Annotated in this window: 15 protein-coding genes; 13 read left to right on the top strand and 2 right to left on the bottom strand. The window is 51.1% G+C overall.

Annotation, left to right across the window (positions count from 1 at the left end; all coding sequences use genetic code 11):
• The first annotated feature begins 113 nt into the window (after positions 1-113).
• The 13 genes from ACN0YN_RS08705 to ACN0YN_RS08645 all read left to right on the top strand — a co-directional run bounded on the left by ACN0YN_RS08705 (position 114) and on the right by ACN0YN_RS08645 (position 20745).
• Positions 114-3899: a secretin N-terminal domain-containing protein gene (locus ACN0YN_RS08705; RefSeq protein ID WP_417384612.1), complete on the top strand. Its 3786-nt coding sequence runs from the start codon at positions 114-116 to the stop codon at positions 3897-3899.
• Positions 3900-3955: 56 nt separating this feature from the next.
• Positions 3956-5638 carry a GspE/PulE family protein gene (locus tag ACN0YN_RS08700; protein ID WP_417384611.1) on the top strand — a complete coding sequence of 561 codons (1683 nt, stop codon included), beginning with the start codon at positions 3956-3958 and terminating at the stop codon, positions 5636-5638.
• A gap of 61 nt (positions 5639-5699) precedes the next feature.
• Positions 5700-6908 carry a type II secretion system F family protein gene (locus tag ACN0YN_RS08695; RefSeq protein ID WP_417384610.1) on the top strand — a complete coding sequence of 403 codons (1209 nt, stop codon included), beginning with the start codon at positions 5700-5702 and terminating at the stop codon, positions 6906-6908.
• 93 nt (positions 6909-7001) lie between these two features.
• Positions 7002-7454 (top strand): type II secretion system protein GspG, encoded by a 453-nt coding sequence (locus ACN0YN_RS08690; RefSeq protein WP_417384609.1) that lies wholly within the window; start codon positions 7002-7004, stop codon positions 7452-7454.
• A gap of 49 nt (positions 7455-7503) precedes the next feature.
• Positions 7504-8124 (top strand): prepilin-type N-terminal cleavage/methylation domain-containing protein, encoded by a 621-nt coding sequence (locus tag ACN0YN_RS08685; protein ID WP_417384608.1) that lies wholly within the window; start codon positions 7504-7506, stop codon positions 8122-8124.
• Positions 8121-8588: a type IV pilus modification PilV family protein gene (locus ACN0YN_RS08680; RefSeq protein ID WP_417384607.1), complete on the top strand. Its 468-nt coding sequence runs from the start codon at positions 8121-8123 to the stop codon at positions 8586-8588. The genes ACN0YN_RS08685 and ACN0YN_RS08680 overlap by 4 nt, the downstream gene beginning before the upstream one ends.
• Positions 8585-9499, top strand: a complete 915-nt coding sequence (locus tag ACN0YN_RS08675) for a hypothetical protein (RefSeq protein ID WP_417384606.1) — start codon at positions 8585-8587, stop codon at positions 9497-9499. Before ACN0YN_RS08680 ends, ACN0YN_RS08675 begins: the two co-directional genes overlap by 4 nt.
• Before the next feature lie 15 nt (positions 9500-9514).
• The gene (locus tag ACN0YN_RS08670) at positions 9515-11206 is read left to right on the top strand and encodes a general secretion pathway protein GspK (protein ID WP_417384605.1); all 1692 of its coding nucleotides are present in this window, start codon (positions 9515-9517) and stop codon (positions 11204-11206) included.
• Between the two features lie 70 nt (positions 11207-11276).
• Entirely contained in the window at positions 11277-12764 is a 1488-nt protein-coding gene (locus ACN0YN_RS08665) for a hypothetical protein (protein ID WP_417384604.1), read from the top strand.
• Positions 12765-12818: 54 nt separating this feature from the next.
• Complete coding sequence (locus ACN0YN_RS08660; RefSeq protein WP_417384603.1) at positions 12819-14717, top strand: cadherin repeat domain-containing protein; 1899 nt, start codon at positions 12819-12821, stop codon at positions 14715-14717.
• A gap of 449 nt (positions 14718-15166) precedes the next feature.
• Entirely contained in the window at positions 15167-19018 is a 3852-nt protein-coding gene (locus tag ACN0YN_RS08655) for a secretin N-terminal domain-containing protein (RefSeq protein WP_417384602.1), read from the top strand.
• Between the two features lie 3 nt (positions 19019-19021).
• Positions 19022-19927 (top strand): hypothetical protein, encoded by a 906-nt coding sequence (locus ACN0YN_RS08650; protein WP_417384601.1) that lies wholly within the window; start codon positions 19022-19024, stop codon positions 19925-19927.
• A gap of 95 nt (positions 19928-20022) precedes the next feature.
• Complete coding sequence (locus ACN0YN_RS08645) at positions 20023-20745, top strand: hypothetical protein (protein WP_417384600.1); 723 nt, start codon at positions 20023-20025, stop codon at positions 20743-20745.
• Between the two features lie 5 nt (positions 20746-20750).
• Here ACN0YN_RS08645 and yegQ read toward each other — a convergent pair whose 3' ends face one another.
• Both yegQ and ACN0YN_RS08635 read right to left on the bottom strand, forming a co-directional pair.
• Positions 20751-22118, bottom strand: a complete 1368-nt coding sequence (yegQ, locus tag ACN0YN_RS08640) for a tRNA 5-hydroxyuridine modification protein YegQ (RefSeq protein ID WP_417384599.1) — start codon at positions 22116-22118, stop codon at positions 20751-20753.
• 71 nt (positions 22119-22189) lie between these two features.
• A complete protein-coding gene (locus ACN0YN_RS08635; protein WP_417384598.1) occupies positions 22190-23119 on the bottom strand; it encodes a sialate O-acetylesterase in 930 nt (309 codons plus the stop codon).
• Between the last annotated feature and the right edge of the window lie 9 nt (positions 23120-23128).

Here is a 23128-nt window from a genome sequence, read left to right as displayed (position 1 = left end):
CTGGTTGGTGGAAATCAATCTTGTAACCTGCTGTGACACACCTCAAAATAGTGATCACTCGAACATTTTCATAATAAATATTTTTTCCGCCTGATATCAGAATCGCCATGCAAATGATGAGAAGTATCAAATTCCAATTCTTTTTTATGATTGCCCTGATGGGTCTGATTCCCTGCTCTGACATGCTCACAAGAACAGTACAGGCACAGGAATCTGAAGACCGAGGTGATCGGGGTAGCAGACGTGGTTTTGGTGGTGATCGCGGAGGCTTTGGCGGAGACCGGGGCGGCTTTGGTGGTCGCGGCAGTTTTGGGGGCGGCTTCGGCGGAGGAGGATTCGGCAGCCGGGGAGGCTTTGGTGGTCCTCGTGGCGGCATCGGTTCGCTGGTCAATCGTGAGGAAGTCCAGAAAGAACTCCAGCTCACCGAAGACCAGATCAAACAGCTTGAAGAAGCCGCAGCTGCCATGCGCCCCACTCGCGAAAGCATGGAACCCTTCATGACACGCATGCGGGATGCTCAGACGGATGAAGAACGTACCAAAGTCCGTGAAGAAATGAGTGCCTCCTTCGAAAAAACGCGAACTGAAGGCGAAGCCAAACTGATGAGTCTGCTGAACGAAAAACAGGTCGCCCGACTCAAACAGCTCCAGCTTCAGGAAGGCGGCTATCGACAGCTGACCAATGAAGACACAGCAAAACAGCTCAAGCTGACTGAAGATCAACTGAAACAGATCACCGAACTGGAAGAACAGCGATCAAATGCCCGTCGTGAACTGGGCCGTCGTGCCACTTCAGAAGAACGCGATAAAGTCCAGCAGGAATTCGATCAGAAAATCGAAGCCGTGCTGACCAAAGACCAGCAGGCTCAGTGGAAGCAGATGCTGGGGCCTGCTCTGGTGACAGAAACAAAGCCGGCTGAACCGGGTGCCCCCGCTGTCAGCAGTAATGCCAGCCCGACTCCACGACCACGTCCACAGATTCCCATGGAACCGGAAGGTTTGAAACCGGAAGACCGTCGCATTTCGTTCGGCGGTAATGCTGTTGTCATGAATGATGCAACCAGTAAACCTGCCGATCCCGATCAACCTCAGACAGCAAAGAAACCGGGACCCGTCAATAAAATGTCCTTCAACTTCCGGTTTGCCCCCTGGGGCGATGTGCTGAAGCTGTTTGCAGAATCAGCCGGCTACACACTCGATTTGAATGATGTTCCTCCGGGAACCTTCAATTACTTCGACCAGGGAACCTACACTCCGACGGAAGCACTCGACATCATCAATGGCTATCTCCTGCAGAAAGGGTATGTCATTGTCCGCCGCGATCAGTTTCTGGTGGTTCTGAACATCGATAACGGAATTCCTCCTAACCTCGTACCAATTGTCGATTCCGAAAAAATTACCGAGCACGGCAAGAACGAGCTGATGAGCGTGACCTTCCAGCTGGAAGGGGTCGACGTCAATCAGGTCGCCAAAGAAGTTCAAGCCATCCTGGGCCCACAGGGCAAGTCAGTAGCATTGAATACTGCCAACTCCATCATCGTTACCGATATCGGCAGCAATCTGTCACGAGTCAAAAAACTGCTGGAAGGGGCCATGGCAAACGCAGGCCCGTCTGACCTGATCTTTCGCTCTTTTGAATTGAAATTCATCGATGCAACAGAAGCGGAAAAAATTGTCCGTAACCAGTTCGGTCTGCCTGCTGCCACACAGAATGTCAGTGCCAGTGCAACCTCGTCCTCATCACGTTACTACGACTACCGTTCCCGCAGCAGCAGGGATCGAGGCAGCAGCCCGCCACAGCCGCAACCCACTAAAGAATCAAATACTCAGGTGACCGCTGATCCTCGTACGAATCGTCTGCTGGTCACTGCAACTCCGGACCAGATTAAAATTGCGGATGAAATCATCAAGTCCATTGATGTGGATGAAGGGAACCTGCTGGGCCCCGGGGGGAACAAACCCTTCCTGCGTGTTTATACCGTCAGCTCTGCTGATTCCCGAGAAGTCACCAAAACTCTGGATGCCATGATGCCGGGCGTGGTTGTCAATGAAGATGCCCGCAACGATAAAATTCATATTCTGGCCACCCACAAAGAGCACGAAAAAATTGAAGAAATGATTCGACAGCTCGACGGCGAAGGAGGCAGCCAGTCTGTTTCTGTGATCAACCTCAGCTCCATGGATCCCATTTCAGCCACCACCACACTGCGGTCCCTCTTCTTACGTGATGGCGATGATGCCCCCACCATCGAAGCCGACCTGCTGGGTCGTCGCCTTCTGGTACGTGGAACTCCCGATCAGGTGATTCAGGTCAAAGCACTCCTGGCGCAACTGGGGGAAGACGGAACAGGTCGTCCCAATGAAAATCGTGCTCAGGGTCCTGTCCGAACGATTCCACTGGGCGGACGGGATTCTCGTGAAATCATAGATCTGATCAATAAACTCTGGTCCGCCTCTTCAGGCGACGAGAACCCGATTCGTATTGTTGTTCCTTCGGAAAATACTCTGATTCGTGAACGTGTTATCGGAGGTGAAGACGAAGCCCCGAGCCGAAACCGGGGGTTTCGTAATCCATCACAAAACACCAGTGCTCCCTTGAATCGTCCCATTCAAAGGCAGCAACCAGCTCGCGAGACAGAACAACAGCGATTTTTCTTCACAGCCAGTGATGAGAAGTCAGAACCGGCTGTCGAACAGACTGACGATTCCGATCGGGCTCCAGAAAATAAAAAACAACCAGAACCCGACAAACCGTCTGCCGGCGAACCTCAGGGTGAAAAAAAGAAGCCAGTTGCCGTCTCCACAAATGGAGATAATCTGATTATCTCTTCAACGGATATCGAAGCCCTCAATCGCCTGGAAAAAATGATTGATGCACTGACACAGGCGATTCCTCCGAAAAATCAGTGGACTGTCTTTTACCTGCGTTCTGCCGATGCCACCGCGACTGCCAAAATGCTGGAAAGTCTGTTTCCCAGCAGTTCAGTCTCCGAGATGGACTCAGGTTCCGGCATGTTCAGTGGGATCTCCAATATTGGCGGCAGCCTGATGGATGCCACCGGACTCTCCACACTGGGCATGGGACCGCAGACACTGCGTATCATTCCGGAAGTCCGTTCTAATGCACTTTATGTAACCGGCCCTGCCGACAAGGTTCAATCTGTAGAACAGATGCTGAAAGTTCTGGATGCATCAGAGCTGCCTGCATCTCTGCGAGATCGTTCTCCGGGAATCATTCCTGTGGAATTCGCTTCTGCCACAGAAGTAGGCAACATCGTCAAAGAACTCTACAAAGATTATCTGCAGCCCCCGCAACAGCAGAACAATTCTCGCAGAGGCGGCAATCCTTTCGCTGCCATGATGGGGGGAGGCTCACAAGGAGGCTCCACTGCACAACCGGCAGAAGCCCGTCTTGCTGTCAGCGTGGATGAGAACGCCAACCAGCTGCTCGTCTCCGCCAGTGATTCCCTGTTCCAGGAAATTGAATCGCTGGTACGTGAACTGGATTATTCCGCGAAGATGTCACGAAAGTCAGTTCAAGTCGTCACGTTGAATAATGGAAACTCAGCTTTGATTCAGAACGCCCTGACTTCACTGCTTCCGAATGTCACTGTAAGTACGACCGGTGATGCACGCAAAAAAACAACCACCCCGACACCAGACTCACCCTCTCAGTCCACTTCTCCATCCAACTCGGGTGACCGTGGCGAAGAAATCCGAAACTTCTTCGAACAGCGGATGCGCGAACGTATGGGATCCGGTGGTCCACCGGGAGGCGATTCCAGCCGCGGCAGCTCCCCCTTCAGCGGTCGCAGCTCACGTGGTTTCCGTTTCCCGGGCAGCGATGGTGGCAGCTCGCGCGGCGGCAGCAGTCGCTCCAGTCGTGGTCGCGGTCGCTGATACAACAAAATAATTTCCATCCCAACCTTTTCATAATATCCCATTGAGTCAACTCCATGGAAATCGGTGAAATTCTTCAAAGACGTGGCATCCTTGACGAACGCCAGCTGCTCATGGCACAGCAGTCGGCGAACGGAGATCGTCTGGACCGTGTCGTCATGGAGATGGGCCTGGCTTCAGAAGAAGACCTGCTCAAAGCCTTTGCCGACGAACTGGGCATGAAATACTTTGAGCTCAAAGACTACCAGGTCGATAAAGCTCTGCTGGCCCAGTTCCCTGCGACTCCCATCTTTCGAAATGCTCTGCTCCCTCTGCAGCGTGACAATGGTCGCGTCCTGGTCGCTTCTGCAGATCCTTTTGACTTTGAAGCCATCGACGAACTCAGTTCATTAAGCGGCCTGAACCTCGAACCGGTGCTGGCACTCCATGACGATGTTGTAGAACTCATCAAGGAAAACCTGGGGGTCGGCGGCGATACGATTAACGAACTCGTATCACAACGGGCGGCAGAAGACGGTGTCGAACTGCTCGAGGAAGTCTCGGAAGAACATGGCGAACTGGCCGACATGGCGCAGACCGCTTCCGTCATTCGCCTGGTCAATGAACTGCTGATTGAAGCACTGCAGCAGCAGGCCAGTGACGTCCACATTGAACCACACGAAACCGGGCTCGTCATTCGTTACCGGGTTGACGGTTTGCTGCGAGTCCAGTCAGTGCCCCCGGAAATCAATCATTTTTATTCGGCTATCGTGACGCGTCTCAAAATCATGTCGCATCTGAATATCGCAGAAAAGCGACTGCCTCAAGACGGGCGCATCAAGCTCCGCATCACCGGACGGGAAATCGACGTCCGTGTTTCGATCATCCCCATGATCTACGGCGAAGGCATCGTGATGCGTCTGCTCGATAAAGAACGCATGGTCTTTCGCCTGGATAATGTCGGGCTGAACCCCACGATGCTGAAAACGTTTCGTGAAATGATCGAACTACCACACGGCATCATTCTGGTTACCGGCCCGACAGGTAGTGGTAAAACTTCGACTCTCTACAGTGCGCTTAACGAAATCAAAAACCCGGAAACCAAAATTATCACCGTGGAAGACCCGGTTGAATACCACAGTGAAGGCATCAGCCAGATTCAGGTGAATTCGAAAATCGGCCTGACCTTCGCCGCCGGACTCCGCAGTATTTTACGTCACGACCCCGATGTCGTACTGATCGGGGAAATCCGGGACGGCGAGACTGCCAACAGCGCGATCCAGGCATCGCTGACCGGCCACCTGGTATTCAGCACGCTGCACACCAACGACTCCCCCGGCGCCTTCACGCGACTGATCGACATGGGGGTTGAATCCTACCTGGTCGCCAGCACGGTGGAAGCCGTTCTGGCACAACGTCTGGTCCGCGTGCTCTGCAAACATTGTAAACGACCTTACGAACCGCATCCGGATAAGATTCCCCCCGACTTTCCCGTGCAGGATATCAAGGAACTCTGGGAACCGGTCGGCTGTCGACACTGTCGCGAAATGGGATACTCCGGGCGAATCGGGATTCTCGAACTGCTGGTCAATGATGCCGTCATTCGAAGATTATGTACCGAACATGCCAGTTCCGGTCAGATCCGTGACTACGCTCGCAAAAATGGCTGGCAGACGCTGCGTGACGCAGGTTGGCAGAAAGTTCTGGAGGGAGTCACATCCATTGACGAAATCCTCCGCGTCACTAAAGGTGATATCTGATCGAAATTAAATCAACCCAGGAATCAAGTTTTAAACCGTAAACGCTACCAGAGTCAGAACCATGCCGGATTTTCAATACATCGCACGCGAAGCAACGGGCCGCCAGGTCACGGGAATTCTGTCGGCGTCCAACCAGCAGGATGCCTTGAATTCGCTGGCAGCGCGCAGTCTGTTTCCGGTGAAAGTCGATCTGGCAGACCAGGCAAAAGCACAGTTGAAACACTCCGGACGCCGTGTTCGCGCCCGTTATCTGTCTATCTTTTATACCCAGCTGGCGGATCTGCTCAAATCGGGTGTCCCCCTGCTCCGTTCGCTGGAACTGTTAAATAAACAGTCCACCAACCCTTCACTCAAACAGGTGCTGGAAGAAGTCCGGGCAGAAGTTGCCGACGGAACCCGGTTAGCTGTGGCGATGGGACAGCATCCGAAGGTCTTTTCCGAACTCGCGGTCAGCATGGTCCGCGCAGGAGAAGAGGGAAGTTTTCTGGAAGACGTACTCAAACGCATTGCCAGTTTCACCGATCACCAGGAAGAACTGAAGAACCGCGTGGTGGGTGCGATGATCTACCCGGCCTTTCTCACCACATTCGGCACGGTCATCGTCAGTTTTCTCCTGGTTTACTTCGTACCGAAATTCGAACCGATTTTTGCGAGAATGTCCGAGCGGGGCGAACTCCCCTGGGCCACGACAACCCTGCTGGGTTTCAGCGCATTTATGCAATCTTACTGGTTTATTATATTTTTCACGATCGGAATGGTGTTCGTCGCGGTTTATAAATATATCGAAACCACAGAAGGTCGCTACAAATTCGATCAGTTCCGCCTGAATGCCTATGGACTCGGTGATGTTGTTCGCAGTCTGGCAATTGCCCGTTTCTGCCGCATTCTGGGAACACTGCTTGCTAATGGTGTCCCCATCCTGCAGTCACTCCGAATCGCCAAAGATGCCGCCGGCAATAAAGTCATCAGTAATGCCATCGGAGAAGCCGCAGAAAGTATCTCGGCTGGAAAATCGATCGCACACCCTTTTGCATCGAGTGGTCAGTTCCCCGAAGAAGTCGTCGAGATGATTGCCGTCGGGGAAGAAGCCAATAACCTCGAACAGGTGTTAATCGATATTGCCGACAATATGGAACGGCAGACCAACCGCAAGCTCGACATGTTCGTTCGCATGCTGGAGCCGTTAATGCTCCTGCTGATGGCTGCAGTTGTGGTTTTTGTGATGTTAGCGTTGCTTTTACCGGTCTTTCAAAGCTCCGGTTTACTATAATAAAGAGAGTCACAACGAATTGGTTTTATCTTCACACGGGTAGAACCCAGAATCATTCCTTCTGGAAATGTATAAAGCGAAAAGGATGGAGACATGTATCGAATCAAATCACAAACCAAACAACAACGTCGCGGCTTTACCCTGCTGGAAATGCTGATCGTACTGGGAATCATTCTCGTGATCGCAGCCATGGTGGTCCCCAACCTGCTGGGCAGCCAGAAAAAAGCCAATATCAAGGCCACCCGGGCCAGTATTCATAACCTGGAACAGGCCTTCAAACTATATGCCGCCGAGAACAACGGCGAATACCCGCAAGGGGGCGCTGAACAGTTGGAACTGTTGATGCAGCCTGTCAGCACTGATGGCCAGACAGCCGAACCGTTCATCGAATCGATTCCCCTCGATGCCTGGGGACAGGTCTTTCACTATGAATACCCCAACAACAAAGCCAAGTCCACCAAGCCGGCCATCTGGTCCTCCGGTCCGAATCAACAGGATGAAAACGGTTCAGGCGATGACGTCAACAACTGGGATCTGAACGAATAATCTGTCTTTGCCAAAGGACTGCAGCAGATGAGTTCAGAGGATGTAGCGCATGACAAAACAGCCACACCCATTCAGAAACGCGCATCAGCGTCGAGCGGCCTTTACGCTGTTCGAAATGCTGCTGGTACTGGCATTGCTGCTGGTGCTCGTTTCCGTGGTCTGGCCGGCTGTCTTGCGAATCAGTTCCAGTAACCGCCTGCGTCAAAGTATGCAGGACGTCAATTCCGCTTTCGCAGCCGCCCGTATCCGCGCGATTGAGCACGGCGTGAATTATCACGTTTATCTGGAACTGGGCGGAAATCAGTATCTGGTCGTTCCGGTTGACCAGGGATTGCTGGGCATCAATACCGAAGACAGCAGTCCAGCTACCACTGGTACCAGCGATGCATTTCTTGTCCGCGAACTGCCTGAAGAATTTCAATTCAGCAAAACGGTCTCTGCTACCGTTACCGAACCGATCATCCCGCTGGAATGGCTGTCCGGCCTTCCCAATGCAAAAGATTTACGCTGGGTGGAAAGCTCATTCCCCATCACCTTCTATCCCGATGGCACCGCGGCTCTCAGTCTGCAACATGACATTCTGAAAAAAGAGCAAAAAGTAGCGAGCATCGAAGTTCGCGGACTGACTGGTAACACGACGATTTCTTACAAGCAGGAGAAATCGCAATGATTGTTCACCGGCAGATCAATGAGAAACGCATCTCATCCCGTGCAGGTTTGACCCTGCTGGAAGTTCTGATTTCGCTCTCCATCTTTCTGGGGGCGCTTACTGCTCTCAGCCAGTTGATTGGGATCGGCTCCCGGGCCGCCGTACAGACACAGCTAAAAACACAGGCGATTTTCCGATGTCAGTCCATCCTGGCAGAGGTTCTCGCGGGTGCCCGGCCGATGGAATCGGTGGCGATGGCTGCGTTCGACGACGACAATGAATACTGGAAATGGAGTCTGAATGTCGAACCGGGTGACTACGACAACATGCTGAGACTGACCGTCCTCGTACAATATATCGGCGACTCGGAAACGGTCTCCACCAGTTATCAGCTGATTCGCCAGGTACGCGATCCCGCCATGCTGCTTGATGCCGCCAACACCGTAGAGACTACGACCGATACCACACTGGAGGAACAGTTATGAGAATCAATACTGTCCGCCAGAACAGAAAATTCACTCGTGCTTCCGGCTTTACGATGCTGGAAGTCATACTGGCCATCGGCCTGACAAGTCTGCTGCTGGCTGCCATCTATTCTGCTCTCGACCTCTACTGGAAATATACCACAATTGGTCAGCAGCAGGTCGAGCGGGCACAGATCGCCCGCGCTGTTTTCCAGAAGATTTCACAGGACTTACATTCTGTTACCTACATGCAGAATACAGCGGAAGAAGAGGATTCCACCTCGGACTCTACCGATACAGAGACTGAAGAAACTGTCATCGAGGTGACGAATCCGGATGATGCTTACACCGCAAGCAACATCGGTGTATTCGGTGATGCACAATCGCTGGTTTTGCACACCAGTCGTCCCGGCAGACAGCCACTGCTCGTCTCCAGTTCAGGCAGCTCCTCCGCAATGCAGAGCGATCTGCTCTCGATCTCTTATTTTCTGGCGGTCGCTGGTGGTGAAGGCTTGCAGGGGGCCGTCGGAGATCAATACCGCAGCACTGCCACCACCGGACAGAGCACGCAGGGTCTTGCCCGACTTGAAGGTGATCGACTGGCGATGAGCATGGCCGATAATTCTGCTGACGTCCAGGTACTGGCACAACAGACACAACTGCTGGCAGCGGAAATTACCAGCCTGCAGTTTCAATATTTTGATGGTGCAGACTGGCTGGAAGTCTGGGACAGCATCGAATACGGAACCGTTCCCCAGGCAATCAGAGTGACGATCGGCTTTCAAAATGAAAATATTGAAGGTCTCGAAAAAATCGCCAACGATAAAATCAATGGTTACGAGAATAAATTCAGTATGGTGATTGCCCTCCCGCTGGCTTTACCATCAACGTTGCAGGCCACAACCCAGGACACCACGACCACGACTTTTTAATTTATTGACGACTGTATGAAATCGTATCCCTCACAACACGTTCAGAACGCTGGTTTTTCAGTACAGAAAAACGGGCGGAACTTACGGACCGGCAGTACGCTGCTCGTGGTGCTGGTCGTGGTCGTCATGCTCACGCTGGGTGCTTACACATTTTCAGAATTAATGATCGTCGAAGTGGAAGCGACAAATATTTATGGTCGATCCATCCAGTCACGAGAGCTGGCACTCTCCGGAATTGAACTTGCCGCCGCTTACGTAGGAGACCGCTCAGACATTGATGGCTGGAACTCCTATCATAATCCGGACCAGTTTCAGAACATCAATTTACTCCCTTCTGATGCGCCGCGTGCCAGCGGTTATTTCAGTATTGTCGCGCCCGTCACAAAAGATGCTGCTTCGAAAACAATTCGCTTCGGCTTGACCAACGAATCAGGTAAGCTGAATCTGAATATCCTCGCCAGTGAAGAAGAGGAAGAAGAAGGGGATGCCGTCAATCGCCTGATGTATATTCCCAATATGACCGAAGACATCGCAGCAGCGATACTCGACTGGATCGACGATGATGACGAAACCCGCTCCTATGGTGCAGAAACCGATTACTACGAAACATTAGAGACTCCCTATTTCACAAAAAATGGACCTCTCGAATCGCTGGATGAACTGCTGCTGGTACGAGGCGTTACTCCGGAACTGCTTTACGGGGAAGATACCAACCGCAACGGGATCCTGGATTTCAACGAGAATGACGGCGATGCGACTTTACCCAATGATAATGCCGATGGTGTTCTCAATGCAGGCTGGTGCGAGTACTTTACCGTTCACAGTCGCGAAATTAATATCCGACCCGATGGTTCTCAAAAGATCAACGTCAATCAGACCATGCTCACTGAGCTTTATGATGCGCTTGAAACAGAACTCGGCCCCGATGAAGCCCGGTTCATCGTTGCTTACCGGTTAAGTGGTCCCGTTGTTACAGAAGGTGATCTGTCTACTGGTTTGTCAGGCACAACCGTAGGTGGCAGCATGAGTGAGAAACAGGCCCTGAATGAGCTGGCCAACGGTATTGCCAAAGCGATGTTTGCCGAAGATGGCGCCTCTGTCACACGGGGCGGCATGGATCTCACCCCCGGTGGCGCCTTTACCATTAATTCACTCTTCGATCTGATTGGTTCTGAAGTCGAAACCGAAATCGATGGCACGAAAACCACGCTTTCCAGTCCCTGGCTGGCTGACCCCGCAGCCATGACTACGGATTTACCCGTCCTGCATGACCTGCTGACGACATCAAAAAACCAGTACATTGAAGGGCGTATCCAGATTGATGAAGCACGCCTGGAAACATTGCTGGGCATTCCCGGTATGGAAGAAGACCTGGCAAATGCGATCGTTAATTCCCAGATGACTGCTACAAACGGAGCCCCTTCTACAGAAATCAGTCAGGCACGCCAGACAACAGGATGGCTTGTGATTGAAGGGCTTACGACAATAGAACAGATACGGTTACTGGCTCCTTATATCTGTAGTGGCGGAGACGTCTTTCGCGTGCAGTCCCTGGGCTATTTCGGTCAGGGAGGCCCGCTGACACGTATGGAAGCCGTGATTGATGGCACGTTTATCCCGCCACGCATCACGGCGATTCGTGATCTCAGCAACCTGGGTAGCGGCTACCCCGTTTCTACCCTGCAGGGATTGTCGCAGGAAGAATAACTTCGGCACTAACCCGAATCAGAACCTATAATTGATATATCCATCACTGACGTTTTTTGAGAAACAGATCATGGCAGATTATCTGGCAATCAACTGGGAAAAAACAGGGCTCACCGGCGTGGAAGGTCACCTCGGTGTTTCCGGAGTCTCCGTGAAACGTACGTTTCAGATCAACTGGCCCGAACAGTTGCATCCGGAGAAAGATCCGGTCTCTGCAGGCAGCTGGTTGAAAAATGAATTCAACCGCCTGAAACTGACAGCAAAACAGATTCTGATCTCATTCCCCCGCCACGATACAACGATACGCTTGCTGGAAATCCCCGAAGTTCCGCTCGAAGAAGTTCCGGAAATTGTTCAACTGCAGACTGCCACCCGTTCTTCCGTTCCGTTGAATCAACTGTTGCTGGACTATCTGCTGTTACCACCCCGCGAAGGAAAAGCAACGCGTGAAGTTCTGGTGGCCAGTATCGCAAAACAGACGCACGACCAGGTACTCAAAACATTTCAATCGATGGGTCTGGAAACCGCAGCCACGGGAATCAGTTCGATCAACACCGCGGTCTGGATCACCCACATCAGACCTGCTGTTATCGAAGCGCCGACACTGATTGTCAATCAGGTTGATACCAACCTGGAAATCACTCTGATCCATCAGCGACAAATATTATTTACCAGCTCAACGGCAATGGGTTCCTCAGACCCCGCAGTGGTTGATCAGACCATCCAGACAGAAATCAACCGGTTTCTCCTCTCGCGCAGTTCACAACTCGGCGGTGAAAAGATCAGTCAGATCTTACTGATTGGCGGTCGACCGCAATGTGCTGCAGTATTACAGGAACGACAGCAGTGTGACGTCGAAATCATCGACCCACTGCAACAGGAACAGTTCTCACATGAGCCCTCAGAAGAACTGACCTCCCCCGGTGTGCTGGCCGGCCCACTGGGTATCCTGTATTCACTTCAGCAGAAGCGTCTGGAAACCGTCGATTTTCTACATCCCCACAAAGCCGATCAAAAGCCGGATCGTCGCAAACTGCAGATTGGACTGGGGGTCGCTGGAGCAGTACTGATTCTATTAACGGCGCTGTACATGACCCATCAGAGTGTATCGGATCTTGATGAACAAATTGCCGAGCGGCAAAAGATACAACGTGACCTTGATGAACTGCTCAAACGGGGACAGCCGACATTAGAATCTGTCGCCTTGATTCAGAAGTGGGAAAACTCAAATTCCAAATCATTGAAAGTGCTGCAGGAACTGGAAACCATACTACCAGGTACCGATCGCATCTATCTGAACGAACTCGATGTTAACCGCTCAGCGAGCCAGACTTCGATCAGTCGCCTGCGGGCAATTGGCAATGCGAAAGATGATCTGGATGCCCGGGATCTCAATCAGCAGTTGTCCAAAAATAATTTTCGAGTACAACCAAAACGCAGTACAAACAAAACTTATGATTCTGAATATCCGGTTCCTTTTGAAATTGATGCAGAAAAACTTCCTCCGCGAGCTGAAGCAGCACAGCCCGCAGTACCAGTGAAGCAGAACGGGAATTGATCAGGTCTGGAACAAACCTGTTTCATCCACTTTTTTGAGTTGAATGTTGAGACAATGCAAAAACGTGAAAAAATATTAGCCGCAGCCTTTGGTGCCGTCATTTTGATCTGGCTGGGAATGCCTCTGATCAACAGTACGTTCATTGAACCTGTGGAATCGCGTCAGAATCAGTTAAAGGCTTTGAATCAGCAGATCGATCAGCGCGAACAGAAAGAACTGCAACTGCTTCGCTCCGCCAAACAACTGGGTGCCTGGGTGGATAACAGTCTGCCCCCCGACGAACACGATGCACAAAGGCTTTACCTGGAATGGCTCAATGATCTGGCGGAACTCTCCGGTTTTACCAACCTCAAACTTTCTCCCGGCCGACGAATCCGGGAAGGAAAAACGTATATCGCAATTCAGGCATCACTGGAAGGATCTGCCACTTACGCCCAGTTATGTCAGTTTCTGCTCCATTTCTACCAGACCGATCTGCAGCAGAATATCATCAGCCTGGAACTGGACAGCACCGGCACGCGTCAGTCTGACCCTCTCGAAGTCAAACTGACAGCAGAAGGGCTCGCTCTGACCAAAGCCCGACCGCGCGAACTGCTGTTCCCCCGCGGAAAACTGGCAGCAACATTGAATTTTGATGCCACGAAAATGAAAGTTCAGGACGGACTCGATTTCCCGGGTCAGACTCCGTTTCGAATCCGCCTGGATCAGGAATACCTCACCGTCGAAAAAATCGAAGGGGACACCTGGACGGTCAGCCGCGGCGCGAACATGACCGTTCCCGCGCGTTATGAACCGGGGACGCCCCTCGAACTGGCACCGTTAAATCAATTCAGTGAAGGCAGCTCACGCCTGCAGCAACCTCTGACACAGGACGCCGAACTGCTCAAGGTGCTCAGTACAACTCAATTTCCCGTTGATCAGACGTTTCTGATTCAAATCGACAACGAACTGCTGAACGTCACTAAAAGTGGTCCCACCGAATGGAGGGTCCAGCGGGGCGTGCTGGATACGAAGCCGGCAGCACATGCGAAAGGCGCCACTGTCAACCAGGCACCCCAGTATCTACAGGCCTTATACGATTACCGCTTGATTGCTCAGTCCAACCCGTTTGCAAAACCGGTTCCTGATAAAGTCTATCAACTGGATTTAAAAGAAATTGGAAAACAGACCGTTGTTCGGGGTAATGTACTGAACCTGACGATTCCGCTGGAAGGCGTCAATCCGGCTCTGGCGAATCCTCAAATCAACGTCAAATCGGATCTTCCCGGCCTGGTCGCAGAAGCTGACAAAATAAAGTGGTCACCTGAGAAAGAACAAAAACCGGGGATTTTCCCGATCACCGTCACGGTCGTTCAGGAAGGACAAAAAGTCGAGCGCAGCTTTCAACTCGAATTTATGGAACAGAATACTCCGCCAAAGATTGAAGCGGTTGCTTCCGCTGTTGCATATCAGACACAGCCACTCTCTCTCTTCGTCAAAGCATCCGACACAGACCTTCCGGCACAGAGACTGCGATTTGGTCTCGCAGCTGGCGCTCCCGAAGGAGTTCGAATTCATCCTGAGACAGGAGAATTGACCTGGACTCCCTCTGCATCAACAGATTTAAAAGAGTATCCAATTACGGTAACCGTATCCGACTCTGGAATTCCCCCCGTCACCGCTTCGAAGCAGATTAATGTGCAAGTCTCACTGGATGATGCATTTTTTACATTTTTAACAGGCAGCATCGAAATCGACGGTAAAAAGATTGCCTGGATCAGAAATCGGGCGACCAACCAGAAACGGGAAGTTCAAGAAGGAGACACACTCGATGTCGCCGACATTCATGGTGTCGTAAAGTCGATTACAGACCAGCATCTGATCCTGGAAATTGATGGTAAACCCTGGATGCTCTCATTGGGAGAAAATTTCAGATCTCTGCGAAACCTGACCTCTCTTCCCGTGTTAAATTAGTACCTCTCATTCCCTTTTCAAACAGGTGAAGTCTCAACACTTCTAAATCACCTGTCCCCCAATCCATTTACCCAACCCAGTCTCACGCGACCTGCCTATATCCACATTTAGTTCGACTCACTCAAGAGTACGAGCAAGCTTCAATATGCGCATCTCACTTTATTTTAAGCACTTACAACAAACTGAGATTGTCAGAAAAGTCCATATTTCTTTTGTTTTCTGCAACCTTTGTTCAACAACAATGTCAAACTTTACCGATATTAACGATTGTAGGGATTCTGTCGGAGTCGATCTCACCAGAGATGCGTCCACACTTCTTGACTCTCAATCCTGAAATCAAATCCTGATAAACACGGGGTGAAACGGTGTTGTCTTACAAACGATTTACCAGAAAATTTTCCAGGCATCTACGATGTCTCCTGGCGGCGCTCGTCTTGAGTGGTCCGTCCATGTCTGCACATGCCGAAGGCAAATTTGGTTTCTGGAACCGTCTTCGCAAACCGGCCGAAACACAAACCAGAGAGGCAGGCACAGCCGTCGTTGGTTCAAAGCAACAGGTCGAAGCGATTGAAAAACAGGCTCGTAAATCAAGCGACGTTGCTGATATCTCCCTGAACCATGTCCAGGCAACCTGGGCACAAGTATTAAAACGACTCGCAGAACAGAGTGAATTGACCCTGGTCATGGATGTCGTTCCGAAAGGATTCTTCTCTCGAATCGATAAACGACCTCATACCTTGAGTGAAGCATTTCAGATATTAAACCGGGAACTTGAACCCAAGGGATTTCGGTTACTGCAAAAAGACAGTTTTCTGATTGTCCTTGATCTGCGGGAAGCAAAAGCCAAATACATTCGTCCCACAATTCAGTCGGCAGATCTGACCCCCGAAGGAAAACAGCCTGAAGAAAATGGCATTCGCCAGGTCGAGCATCTGGAGCAGACAGAACACATTCAACCACCTGTCGCACAGCAGGATGTTCCCGCCAGATTCGAAAAGAGTGCACGCAAAATTCAGCAGAAAGAAGTAACGCCTCAGGTCGTAACGTTTACGGTCCGTCCTCGGACCTTGAACAGTACGGAAATTCTCCGACAGTTCTACCATGCCTTTGAGTCGCGGGCTGAATTACAGGGTGAAGGTCCCAATGGATTTCCCGGACTGGTCGTCTTTAAAAGCCAGGAAGCCAGCCTGATCGATGAACAGACTCAGGAACCATTGCAAATCATCAATACTCAAATCGATTTTCGCGTCGGTATTGATAAAGAGAATAACGAGTTGATATTTGAAGCGGCACCGGCCAAAGCACAGGCATTGAAAACGACTGCCTTCAGACTGGATCAGGCTGCCAAAGGTTTTTCACAATCGATTCAACTGGTCACCGGATCTCCGCAGATTGGTCAGGTCGCACAGAAATTACACCAGCAGACGAATGCCGCGACAGCTGCTTCAGCAGCACCACAACGCTTGCCCGTCAAAACGTATTCAGACAATTTTGTTTCACCGCGTGATCAGCAGATCAATCAGCTGAGACAGCGCGTAGATCAGATTGCATTTCAGCAAGAACAACCGGAGGCTGCACAAAATCCACAGCAGCCGCAACCAGCTGATAAACCAGCTGAAGGTGGGAATCAGCGTTCTCTGCCGGAACTGCTGCAGGATCTGAGTGGAAACGTCAATATCGAATCCGTCCCGGATCTGGGTGTGCTGATCCTGCGGGGTAAAGATGAAGACGTGAATGCCTTGATGAAAATCATCAAAGAGCTGGAAAAACTCAGCGAAGGCACGCGTCCCGATATTCATTTGTTAAATTTGCGACATGTGAATTCGACCGCACTCGCTGAGTTACTGAACGGCGTTTATGAAGACCTGGTCAAGTTGCGGGCTATTCAGGGACAGATCCAGAAAATTAAAATCATTCCCCTGGTGAAACCGAATGCACTGCTGATTCTGGCGCCGGATACAGATATGCCATCAATTCTCAAACTGGCAGAAGAGCTGGACCAACCGGTCAATCCTTCGACTGAGTTTGGGGTCTTCCAGCTCAAGAGCGCCAGTGCCAGCCAGGTCGCAACAACCATTCGCGAGTTCTATAACGAACGGGGCGGACTGGGGACTCGTATCCTTGTGTCTCCCAATATTCGCACCAACTCAATTATCGTACAGGCCCAGCCCCGCGATATGCAGGAAGTTGCTGCCCTGATCCAAAAAATTGATCTGGATCAGTCCCAGGCTGTCAGTCGTGTGAAAATTTTTCCTTTAAAAAATGCCATCGCTGCTGATCTGGCAGAAACGCTGAACGCCACGCTGCAAAGCGTTCTGAACCCTGCTGCCGCTCAGACAGCCGGCCTGGGAACCAACATCGGCGGTGCCGGTGGTGAAGCCGCACAGCAGTTACAGGAAGCCCGTTCTGTCGTCCTGGAATATCTGTCCCAGGAAGGTGCTCAAAGTCGCGTTCTCCGCTCAGGTTTACTGGCAGACATTCGCGTGATTCCTGATCCTCGTGCAAACACATTGGTGGTCACTGCACCTAAAGACAGCCTGGAGATGATTGGCGCGTTGATCAATCAGTTTGATGCTCGCGTTGCATCTGTGGCTGAACTTAAAGTATTCACACTGAAAAATGCAGATGCCGAATCAATGGTCACTCTGCTGCAGGCGACCTTTTCCTCAGAAAATCAGCAGACCGATCTGGGAATTCAGATTGCCGGCGTGAATGACGCAAACAGTAATCTGATTCCATTAAAGTTTTCGGTTGATCGTCGCACGAACTCTGTGGTGGCACAGGGGGGCGCTGATGCCCTGCAGATCGTCGAAGCAATTCTCTTGAAGCTGGATGGAGCCGACAGCCGCAAACGAGAAACAACCGTAATTCAATTGAAAAACACACCGGTTGCCGATGTTTCGGTGGCCATCAATGAATTCCTCGATACGCAGCGTGCACTCATCGCACAGGACCCGGATCTGATCAGCAGTTTCGAACTCCTGGAACGTGAAGTCATCGTGGTTCCTGAAGCGATCAACAACAACCTGATCATCAGTGCCACCCCCCGTTATTTCGAACAGATCTCCAACCTCGTGAAACAGCTGGATAAGGAAGCACCTCAGGTGATTATCCAGGCATTGATTGTGGAAGTGGAGCTGGATAACGACGATGAATTCGGAGTGGAACTCGGACTGCAGGATTCCCTGCTCTTCAACCGCAGTATTATCGATAATGTATTGACCATTCAACAGACGGTTACCGGATCAAGTAATGTGACACAGACGAACCAGACCATCGTTTCTCAGGAAGCGACGCCAGGCTTCCTGTTTAACAGCATCAATCCTCTGGGAACAAACAATTCACAAAACACCGGTAACACTGCGGGGCAGGCTCTCAGTAACTTTTCACTGCAAAGAGGAAACAGCGATCTGGGATTTGGCGGTCTGGTTTTGTCCGCCAGTTCCGAATCAGTCAGTATTCTGATCCGTGCCCTGGCTGCCAAGCGAAATGTGCACGTCTTAAGTCGTCCGCAGATTCGTACGGTGGACAATGTCACCGCCCAGATCCAGGTCGGGCAGATCGTCCCGGTTGTCAATGGAGTTTCGGTGACGGCCGTCGGTTCGGCCAACCCGGTAATCCAACAGTCGGAAGCAGGGATTATTTTGACCGTGACTCCCCGCATCAGTCCTGATGGAAACATTGTGATGGAGACTCAGGCTGAGAAGAGTGACTTTAACGGCTCAAGCGTTCCCATCTTCACCGATGCGACTACAGGGAACGTCGTGGAATCACCAATCAAAAATATTACACAGGTACAGACAACCGTCAGCGTTCCCAACGGACAGACAGTTGTTCTGGGTGGTATGATTACCGAATCAGATACGACGATCGAACGTAAAGTCCCCTGGCTGGGCGACATCCCCCTGCTGGGAATTCCGTTCCGCTATGACTATACCTCAACACGTCGTAAAGAACTGCTCGTGTTCCTGACGCCTCGTATCATTCGCAACGATGCTGACTCCGAATTTATCAAACAGGTTGAATCGGAACGCATTCACCTGCAGGTTGAAAAAGCAGAACAGATGCATGGCCCGATCTTCGCAGTACCTCCGGGAGAACCAGAATTCATTCCTGAAGGAGAAGGTCTGCTGGAACCGATTCCAACAACCGTGATGCCCCAGGAAAATCTGAATCCTGAGGTGATCAATAACCAACAGCCAGGTGGCATGATTCAACAGATGAGCCATCAGGAACCAGCGAAAAAGACAAAGAAGAAACCATTGATACAACCGAAATTTCCCTATTGGGGGCGAGACTGAGAGATGAATCACCGGATTGTGCCTGTCAGAATTTTCGTGCTGTTGATGTTATGTGCCTCGACTTCCCTCACAGGATGTACGACACTCGCACTTTCACACTGGAACTGGAAATCGGACCATAAATATGCAACGGCCAAAAAACCTGCCATTGAAATCGTAGCGCTCTGGGAAGCGTCCGAAGGCAAAGGCGTGGATGGTAAACCGACTCGTGGTTTTGCAGGCCAGCTGTTGTTCTTCCAGCACAACAACACGTCCCCGGTTTATGTGAAGGGAGAAGTCTATGTTGACCTCTATGATGAACAGGGAAATCTGGTTGCTCCGAATAAACCGATTCATCAATATAAGTTTGATTCAGGAGCCTGGCAGGTCCATGCGGTGGAATCAACATTGGGGCCAGCTTATCAGGTCTTTATTCCTTACGTCCGAAAAGGCAGAGACCAGGTAGAATGTGCCCTGCGAGTGAAACTGGTTCAGAAGGATGCCCCTGAAATTTACTCACGCATGATATCGGTAAAACTGGATGGAAATACTCCAGAATCAAAAGAGGAATCCGTTGTACAAAACGCACAAAAGACCGCCGGCGAACAAACTGACTCGGAAATTGAAGTCGATACCCTGGCACGTCGCGAAAGTGGTAAACGACTCGAAATTTCTCCGCAGAACAAACTCAGACAACTGAAACGGGCACTGGAAGAAAACAGCGAAATTCAGCAGGTTAAGGCAGAGGCCCCGGCTCCAGTGGAAGATGAACGCGATGAGCGCATCCGCCGTCTGGAACAACAGTTGGGTGAATTACTCAACCAGCAGAATCGGGCCACACAGGCAAGTTACCAGACGACCAGCCAGCAGTCTTCTTCCGTGCAGCCTGTCCGATATCAACAGTTTCGATTGAACGGTGCCGAACAATAACCGGAAATCAGATTATTTTCTTTGCGGGTAAGTGGACGATGTTATAATTGAGGGGAAGAAGATTGCCCCAAAGTCATCTCATACCGGATAAACTTATGATACGTCTGACCTTCAAAAGTACCTGCTCGGCCATGCTTTATGCATGCATGGTTTTTGTGTTCCCCATTATCGGTCAGGCACAGGTACAAACTCTGTCCAACAGCAACTCTCAGGGAGGCGGAAGTACAGGGACCACCATCGGCAATCTGAACTCCGGAAACCAGGCAGGTGGCGCTGGCAATGCTCAGTCCGGCCTCTCGACCATGGGGAATTTTCAGAACCTCAACCCGCAGAGTGGGTTTATCGGGCGATCTGATGATACACAGAATAATTTTATCGGCCGCACAAACACGCAAGGTGCCACAGGCGTAAATAACGGACAGAGCCGGAACTTCAACAGAGCCACAACCGGTGGTTCAGGAAGCAGGCAGAATCTGACGAACACGGGACAGACAGGCCCCAAGGTTCCCGAATTCCGACCTCAATTACGCGTCGCGTTTTCCGCTGCCCCTCTCCCACTGAGTAACGTACAGACATCAATGGGAGATTCCTTCACGCGGATCAAAGAACGACACGAACAGTTACGGAATGTCGAATTCCAGCTGAATCCCGATCACAGTGTCACTTTACGAGGCGAAGTTGAATCAGCGGGAGCAAAAAAACTGGTCGAATTTATGGCGATGCTGGAACCTGGAGTGAGAACCGTCAAGAACGAGCTCACCATCGCTGCTCAACCAGTGATCCCGGCACCTGGAACTCAAACCAATCAGCCCAAATAGACGCTTCAAGCCAGTGAAGGTTCAGCCGGTGTTTTGACGGACTTCATCAGCAGTGCATACTGGTAATCATGCGCTGTCAGTTGATCAGCCCGGTCTCCCAGTTGATTTTCGGCGTAGGGAATTTTCACAACGTGACCACTTCCCGGAGCGACGTCGATCGAATCAGATTTCTGACTCAGCAACGCATTGAGATTGAAGACTGTGTTCCCGGTCGGTGTCATCAGTTCCAGTTCGTCGTTAAGACCGAACTTGTTTTTGACATCCACGATGATGCCATCTTCATCGCGGTCGATGATATCGCCGACAAACTGCTGTTTATTCGCCACCGAACGGCCATGCTCATAGTTCTGCATGCTTTCAGAAGCATGCCGCTGGAAGAAGCCTTCGGTATAACCACGATTGGAGAGGCTGTCGAGCATTTCCAGCAGACTCTCATTGAACTCGACTCCCGCAGCAGCGTCATCAATGGCCTTACGATAAACCTGGGCCGTCCGGGCGGCATAAAAGAAGGACTTGGTCCGACCTTCGATCTTCAATGAGCTGATTCCCATATCGGTGAATGTTTTCACATGCTGGACGGCACGGAGGTCCTTCGAGTTCATAATGTAAGTGCCATGCTCGTCCTCATACGCGGGCATGTATTCGCCGGGTCGCTGCGGTTCTTCCAGCAGAAAGACCTGGTCGATAATCGGCAGTTGTGGTATTTGTGGCGGAGGAGGATTCTTCAACACGATATCCCCTTCCATGGTCTGCACGGCTTCATTCACTTTGTAATCCCAGCGGCAGGCGTTGGTGCAGTTCCCCTGATTGGAATCGCGGTGATTCATATACCCCGATAACAGACACCGACCGGAATAGGCAATACAGAGTGCACCGTGTACGAAGACTTCCAGTTCCATATCCGGACACTCTTCCTGGATCTCAGCCACTTCTTTGATCGACAGTTCGCGCGAAAGAATAATGCGGGTCAGACCAAACTTCTGCCAGAACTTGACAGTTGCATAATTGACGGCATTCGCCTGGACCGACAGGTGGATGGGAACATCAGGCCAGCGCTCCCGTACCATCATAATCAGACCCGGATCGGACATGATCAGCGCATCGGGCTTCATATCAATCACCGGTTCCATATTCTTCAGGTAGCTTCGTACCTTCAGATTATGGGGAGCGATGTTGCTGGCGATATAGAATTTTTTGCCGAGTCGATGTGCTTCTTCGACTGCTTCAGCCATCACTTCCAGTTTGTTGAATTCGTTTTCCCGGACACGCAGACTGTAACGGGGCTGACCTGCATAAACGGCGTCTGCTCCAAATGCATACGCGTATTGCATGGCTTTTCGGGTTCCCGCGGGTGAAAGAAGTTCCGGTTTCATTCTGATACCTGTATCACTTTTCGTATTCAAAAACGTCAATTAGAAAGCACAACGCTCAAGGCAGGATAGTATTAGTTCCGGGGAACTTTCCATAGGGTCTGGGCAAAATTCCTGCCTAAATCCAGATAACCTTCTGAATTATAGTGCCAACGATCAGAATAACCATACTCATCCGTACTCGTTACGAGCGCTGCACGCTTGTCTTTTTCAACAAATGCGGCCTGCCCGGCACGCACAATCTCACCATATTTCCAGACCTTTCCCTCCGGATTATTCCCCGAATCCGAAATGCGTCCGATCACCACAGGCAGGTCGTCGGTATAGAGTGTTGCTCGAATTAAGTCCATAAGACGCTTGAGGTTCGCTTCATACTGCTTTGCAATTTCTTCAGTATAGGCGGCGTCACTTTCTCCCTGCATCCAGACAATTCCAGCAGGAACCAGGGTATCCGCTTCTCCATCATGGTCGATGTCGGTCGTTTGCAGCGCCCGTTTCATGCCTGCCAGAAAATGATCGTACTGATTGATCCCCTGCCCTTTCCCGGTCCCTTTTTCAAAATCGGGATCCCAGCATCCGAAGTTGCCGGCGGCATCCACGGCGATCGACGTTCCGCCCCGCGAGATTTTGATCAATGCGATGTTGGCATCCGGCGCCAGTTCCTGCAGCGTTTTTGCAAAAGACAGCTCGACACCAAAACGATTCGAATACGTGTTCTCTTTCCCATCCGACTTGAAACCAACTCCGTGCCCCGGTTTTAACCCGGACCAGAGACCTCGCCCGTCGACGGGAACCGCATCCGGAGCAGGATTCGCATGAAAGATCATTACGCCTGGAACCGATTCCTTCATATCATCGGGCAGGTCTTTGGCATAGCCATAGCCATCCATATTGGATTGACCGCCCAGAAAATAAACCTGATAGGTTTTGGCATCTGCAAAATCAGGTTTCACCAGCAACGAAAATACAACCAGTGAGCAGACCATACACAGAGAGCGAATCATCGGGAACCC

This window comes from Gimesia sp., from assembly GCF_048260065.1.
In the GTDB taxonomy this organism is placed as follows: domain Bacteria; phylum Planctomycetota; class Planctomycetia; order Planctomycetales; family Planctomycetaceae; genus Gimesia.
Note: the sequence above shows the minus strand (reverse complement) of the source record. Positions and strands in the feature narration are given on the sequence as shown.

Coding starts and splice junctions, on each gene's coding strand:
- ACN0YN_RS08705 (WP_417384612.1), top strand. CDS start 114: ATGATGAGAAGTATCAAATTCCAATTCTTTTTTATGATTGCCCTGATG.
- ACN0YN_RS08700 (WP_417384611.1), top strand. CDS start 3,956: ATGGAAATCGGTGAAATTCTTCAAAGACGTGGCATCCTTGACGAACGC.
- ACN0YN_RS08695 (WP_417384610.1), top strand. CDS start 5,700: ATGCCGGATTTTCAATACATCGCACGCGAAGCAACGGGCCGCCAGGTC.
- ACN0YN_RS08690 (WP_417384609.1), top strand. CDS start 7,002: ATGTATCGAATCAAATCACAAACCAAACAACAACGTCGCGGCTTTACC.
- ACN0YN_RS08685 (WP_417384608.1), top strand. CDS start 7,504: ATGACAAAACAGCCACACCCATTCAGAAACGCGCATCAGCGTCGAGCG.
- ACN0YN_RS08680 (WP_417384607.1), top strand. CDS start 8,121: ATGATTGTTCACCGGCAGATCAATGAGAAACGCATCTCATCCCGTGCA.
- ACN0YN_RS08675 (WP_417384606.1), top strand. CDS start 8,585: ATGAGAATCAATACTGTCCGCCAGAACAGAAAATTCACTCGTGCTTCC.
- ACN0YN_RS08670 (WP_417384605.1), top strand. CDS start 9,515: ATGAAATCGTATCCCTCACAACACGTTCAGAACGCTGGTTTTTCAGTA.
- ACN0YN_RS08665 (WP_417384604.1), top strand. CDS start 11,277: ATGGCAGATTATCTGGCAATCAACTGGGAAAAAACAGGGCTCACCGGC.
- ACN0YN_RS08660 (WP_417384603.1), top strand. CDS start 12,819: ATGCAAAAACGTGAAAAAATATTAGCCGCAGCCTTTGGTGCCGTCATT.
- ACN0YN_RS08655 (WP_417384602.1), top strand. CDS start 15,167: ATGTCTGCACATGCCGAAGGCAAATTTGGTTTCTGGAACCGTCTTCGC.
- ACN0YN_RS08650 (WP_417384601.1), top strand. CDS start 19,022: ATGAATCACCGGATTGTGCCTGTCAGAATTTTCGTGCTGTTGATGTTA.
- ACN0YN_RS08645 (WP_417384600.1), top strand. CDS start 20,023: ATGATACGTCTGACCTTCAAAAGTACCTGCTCGGCCATGCTTTATGCA.
- yegQ (WP_417384599.1), bottom strand. CDS start 22,118: ATGAAACCGGAACTTCTTTCACCCGCGGGAACCCGAAAAGCCATGCAA.
- ACN0YN_RS08635 (WP_417384598.1), bottom strand. CDS start 23,119: ATGATTCGCTCTCTGTGTATGGTCTGCTCACTGGTTGTATTTTCGTTG.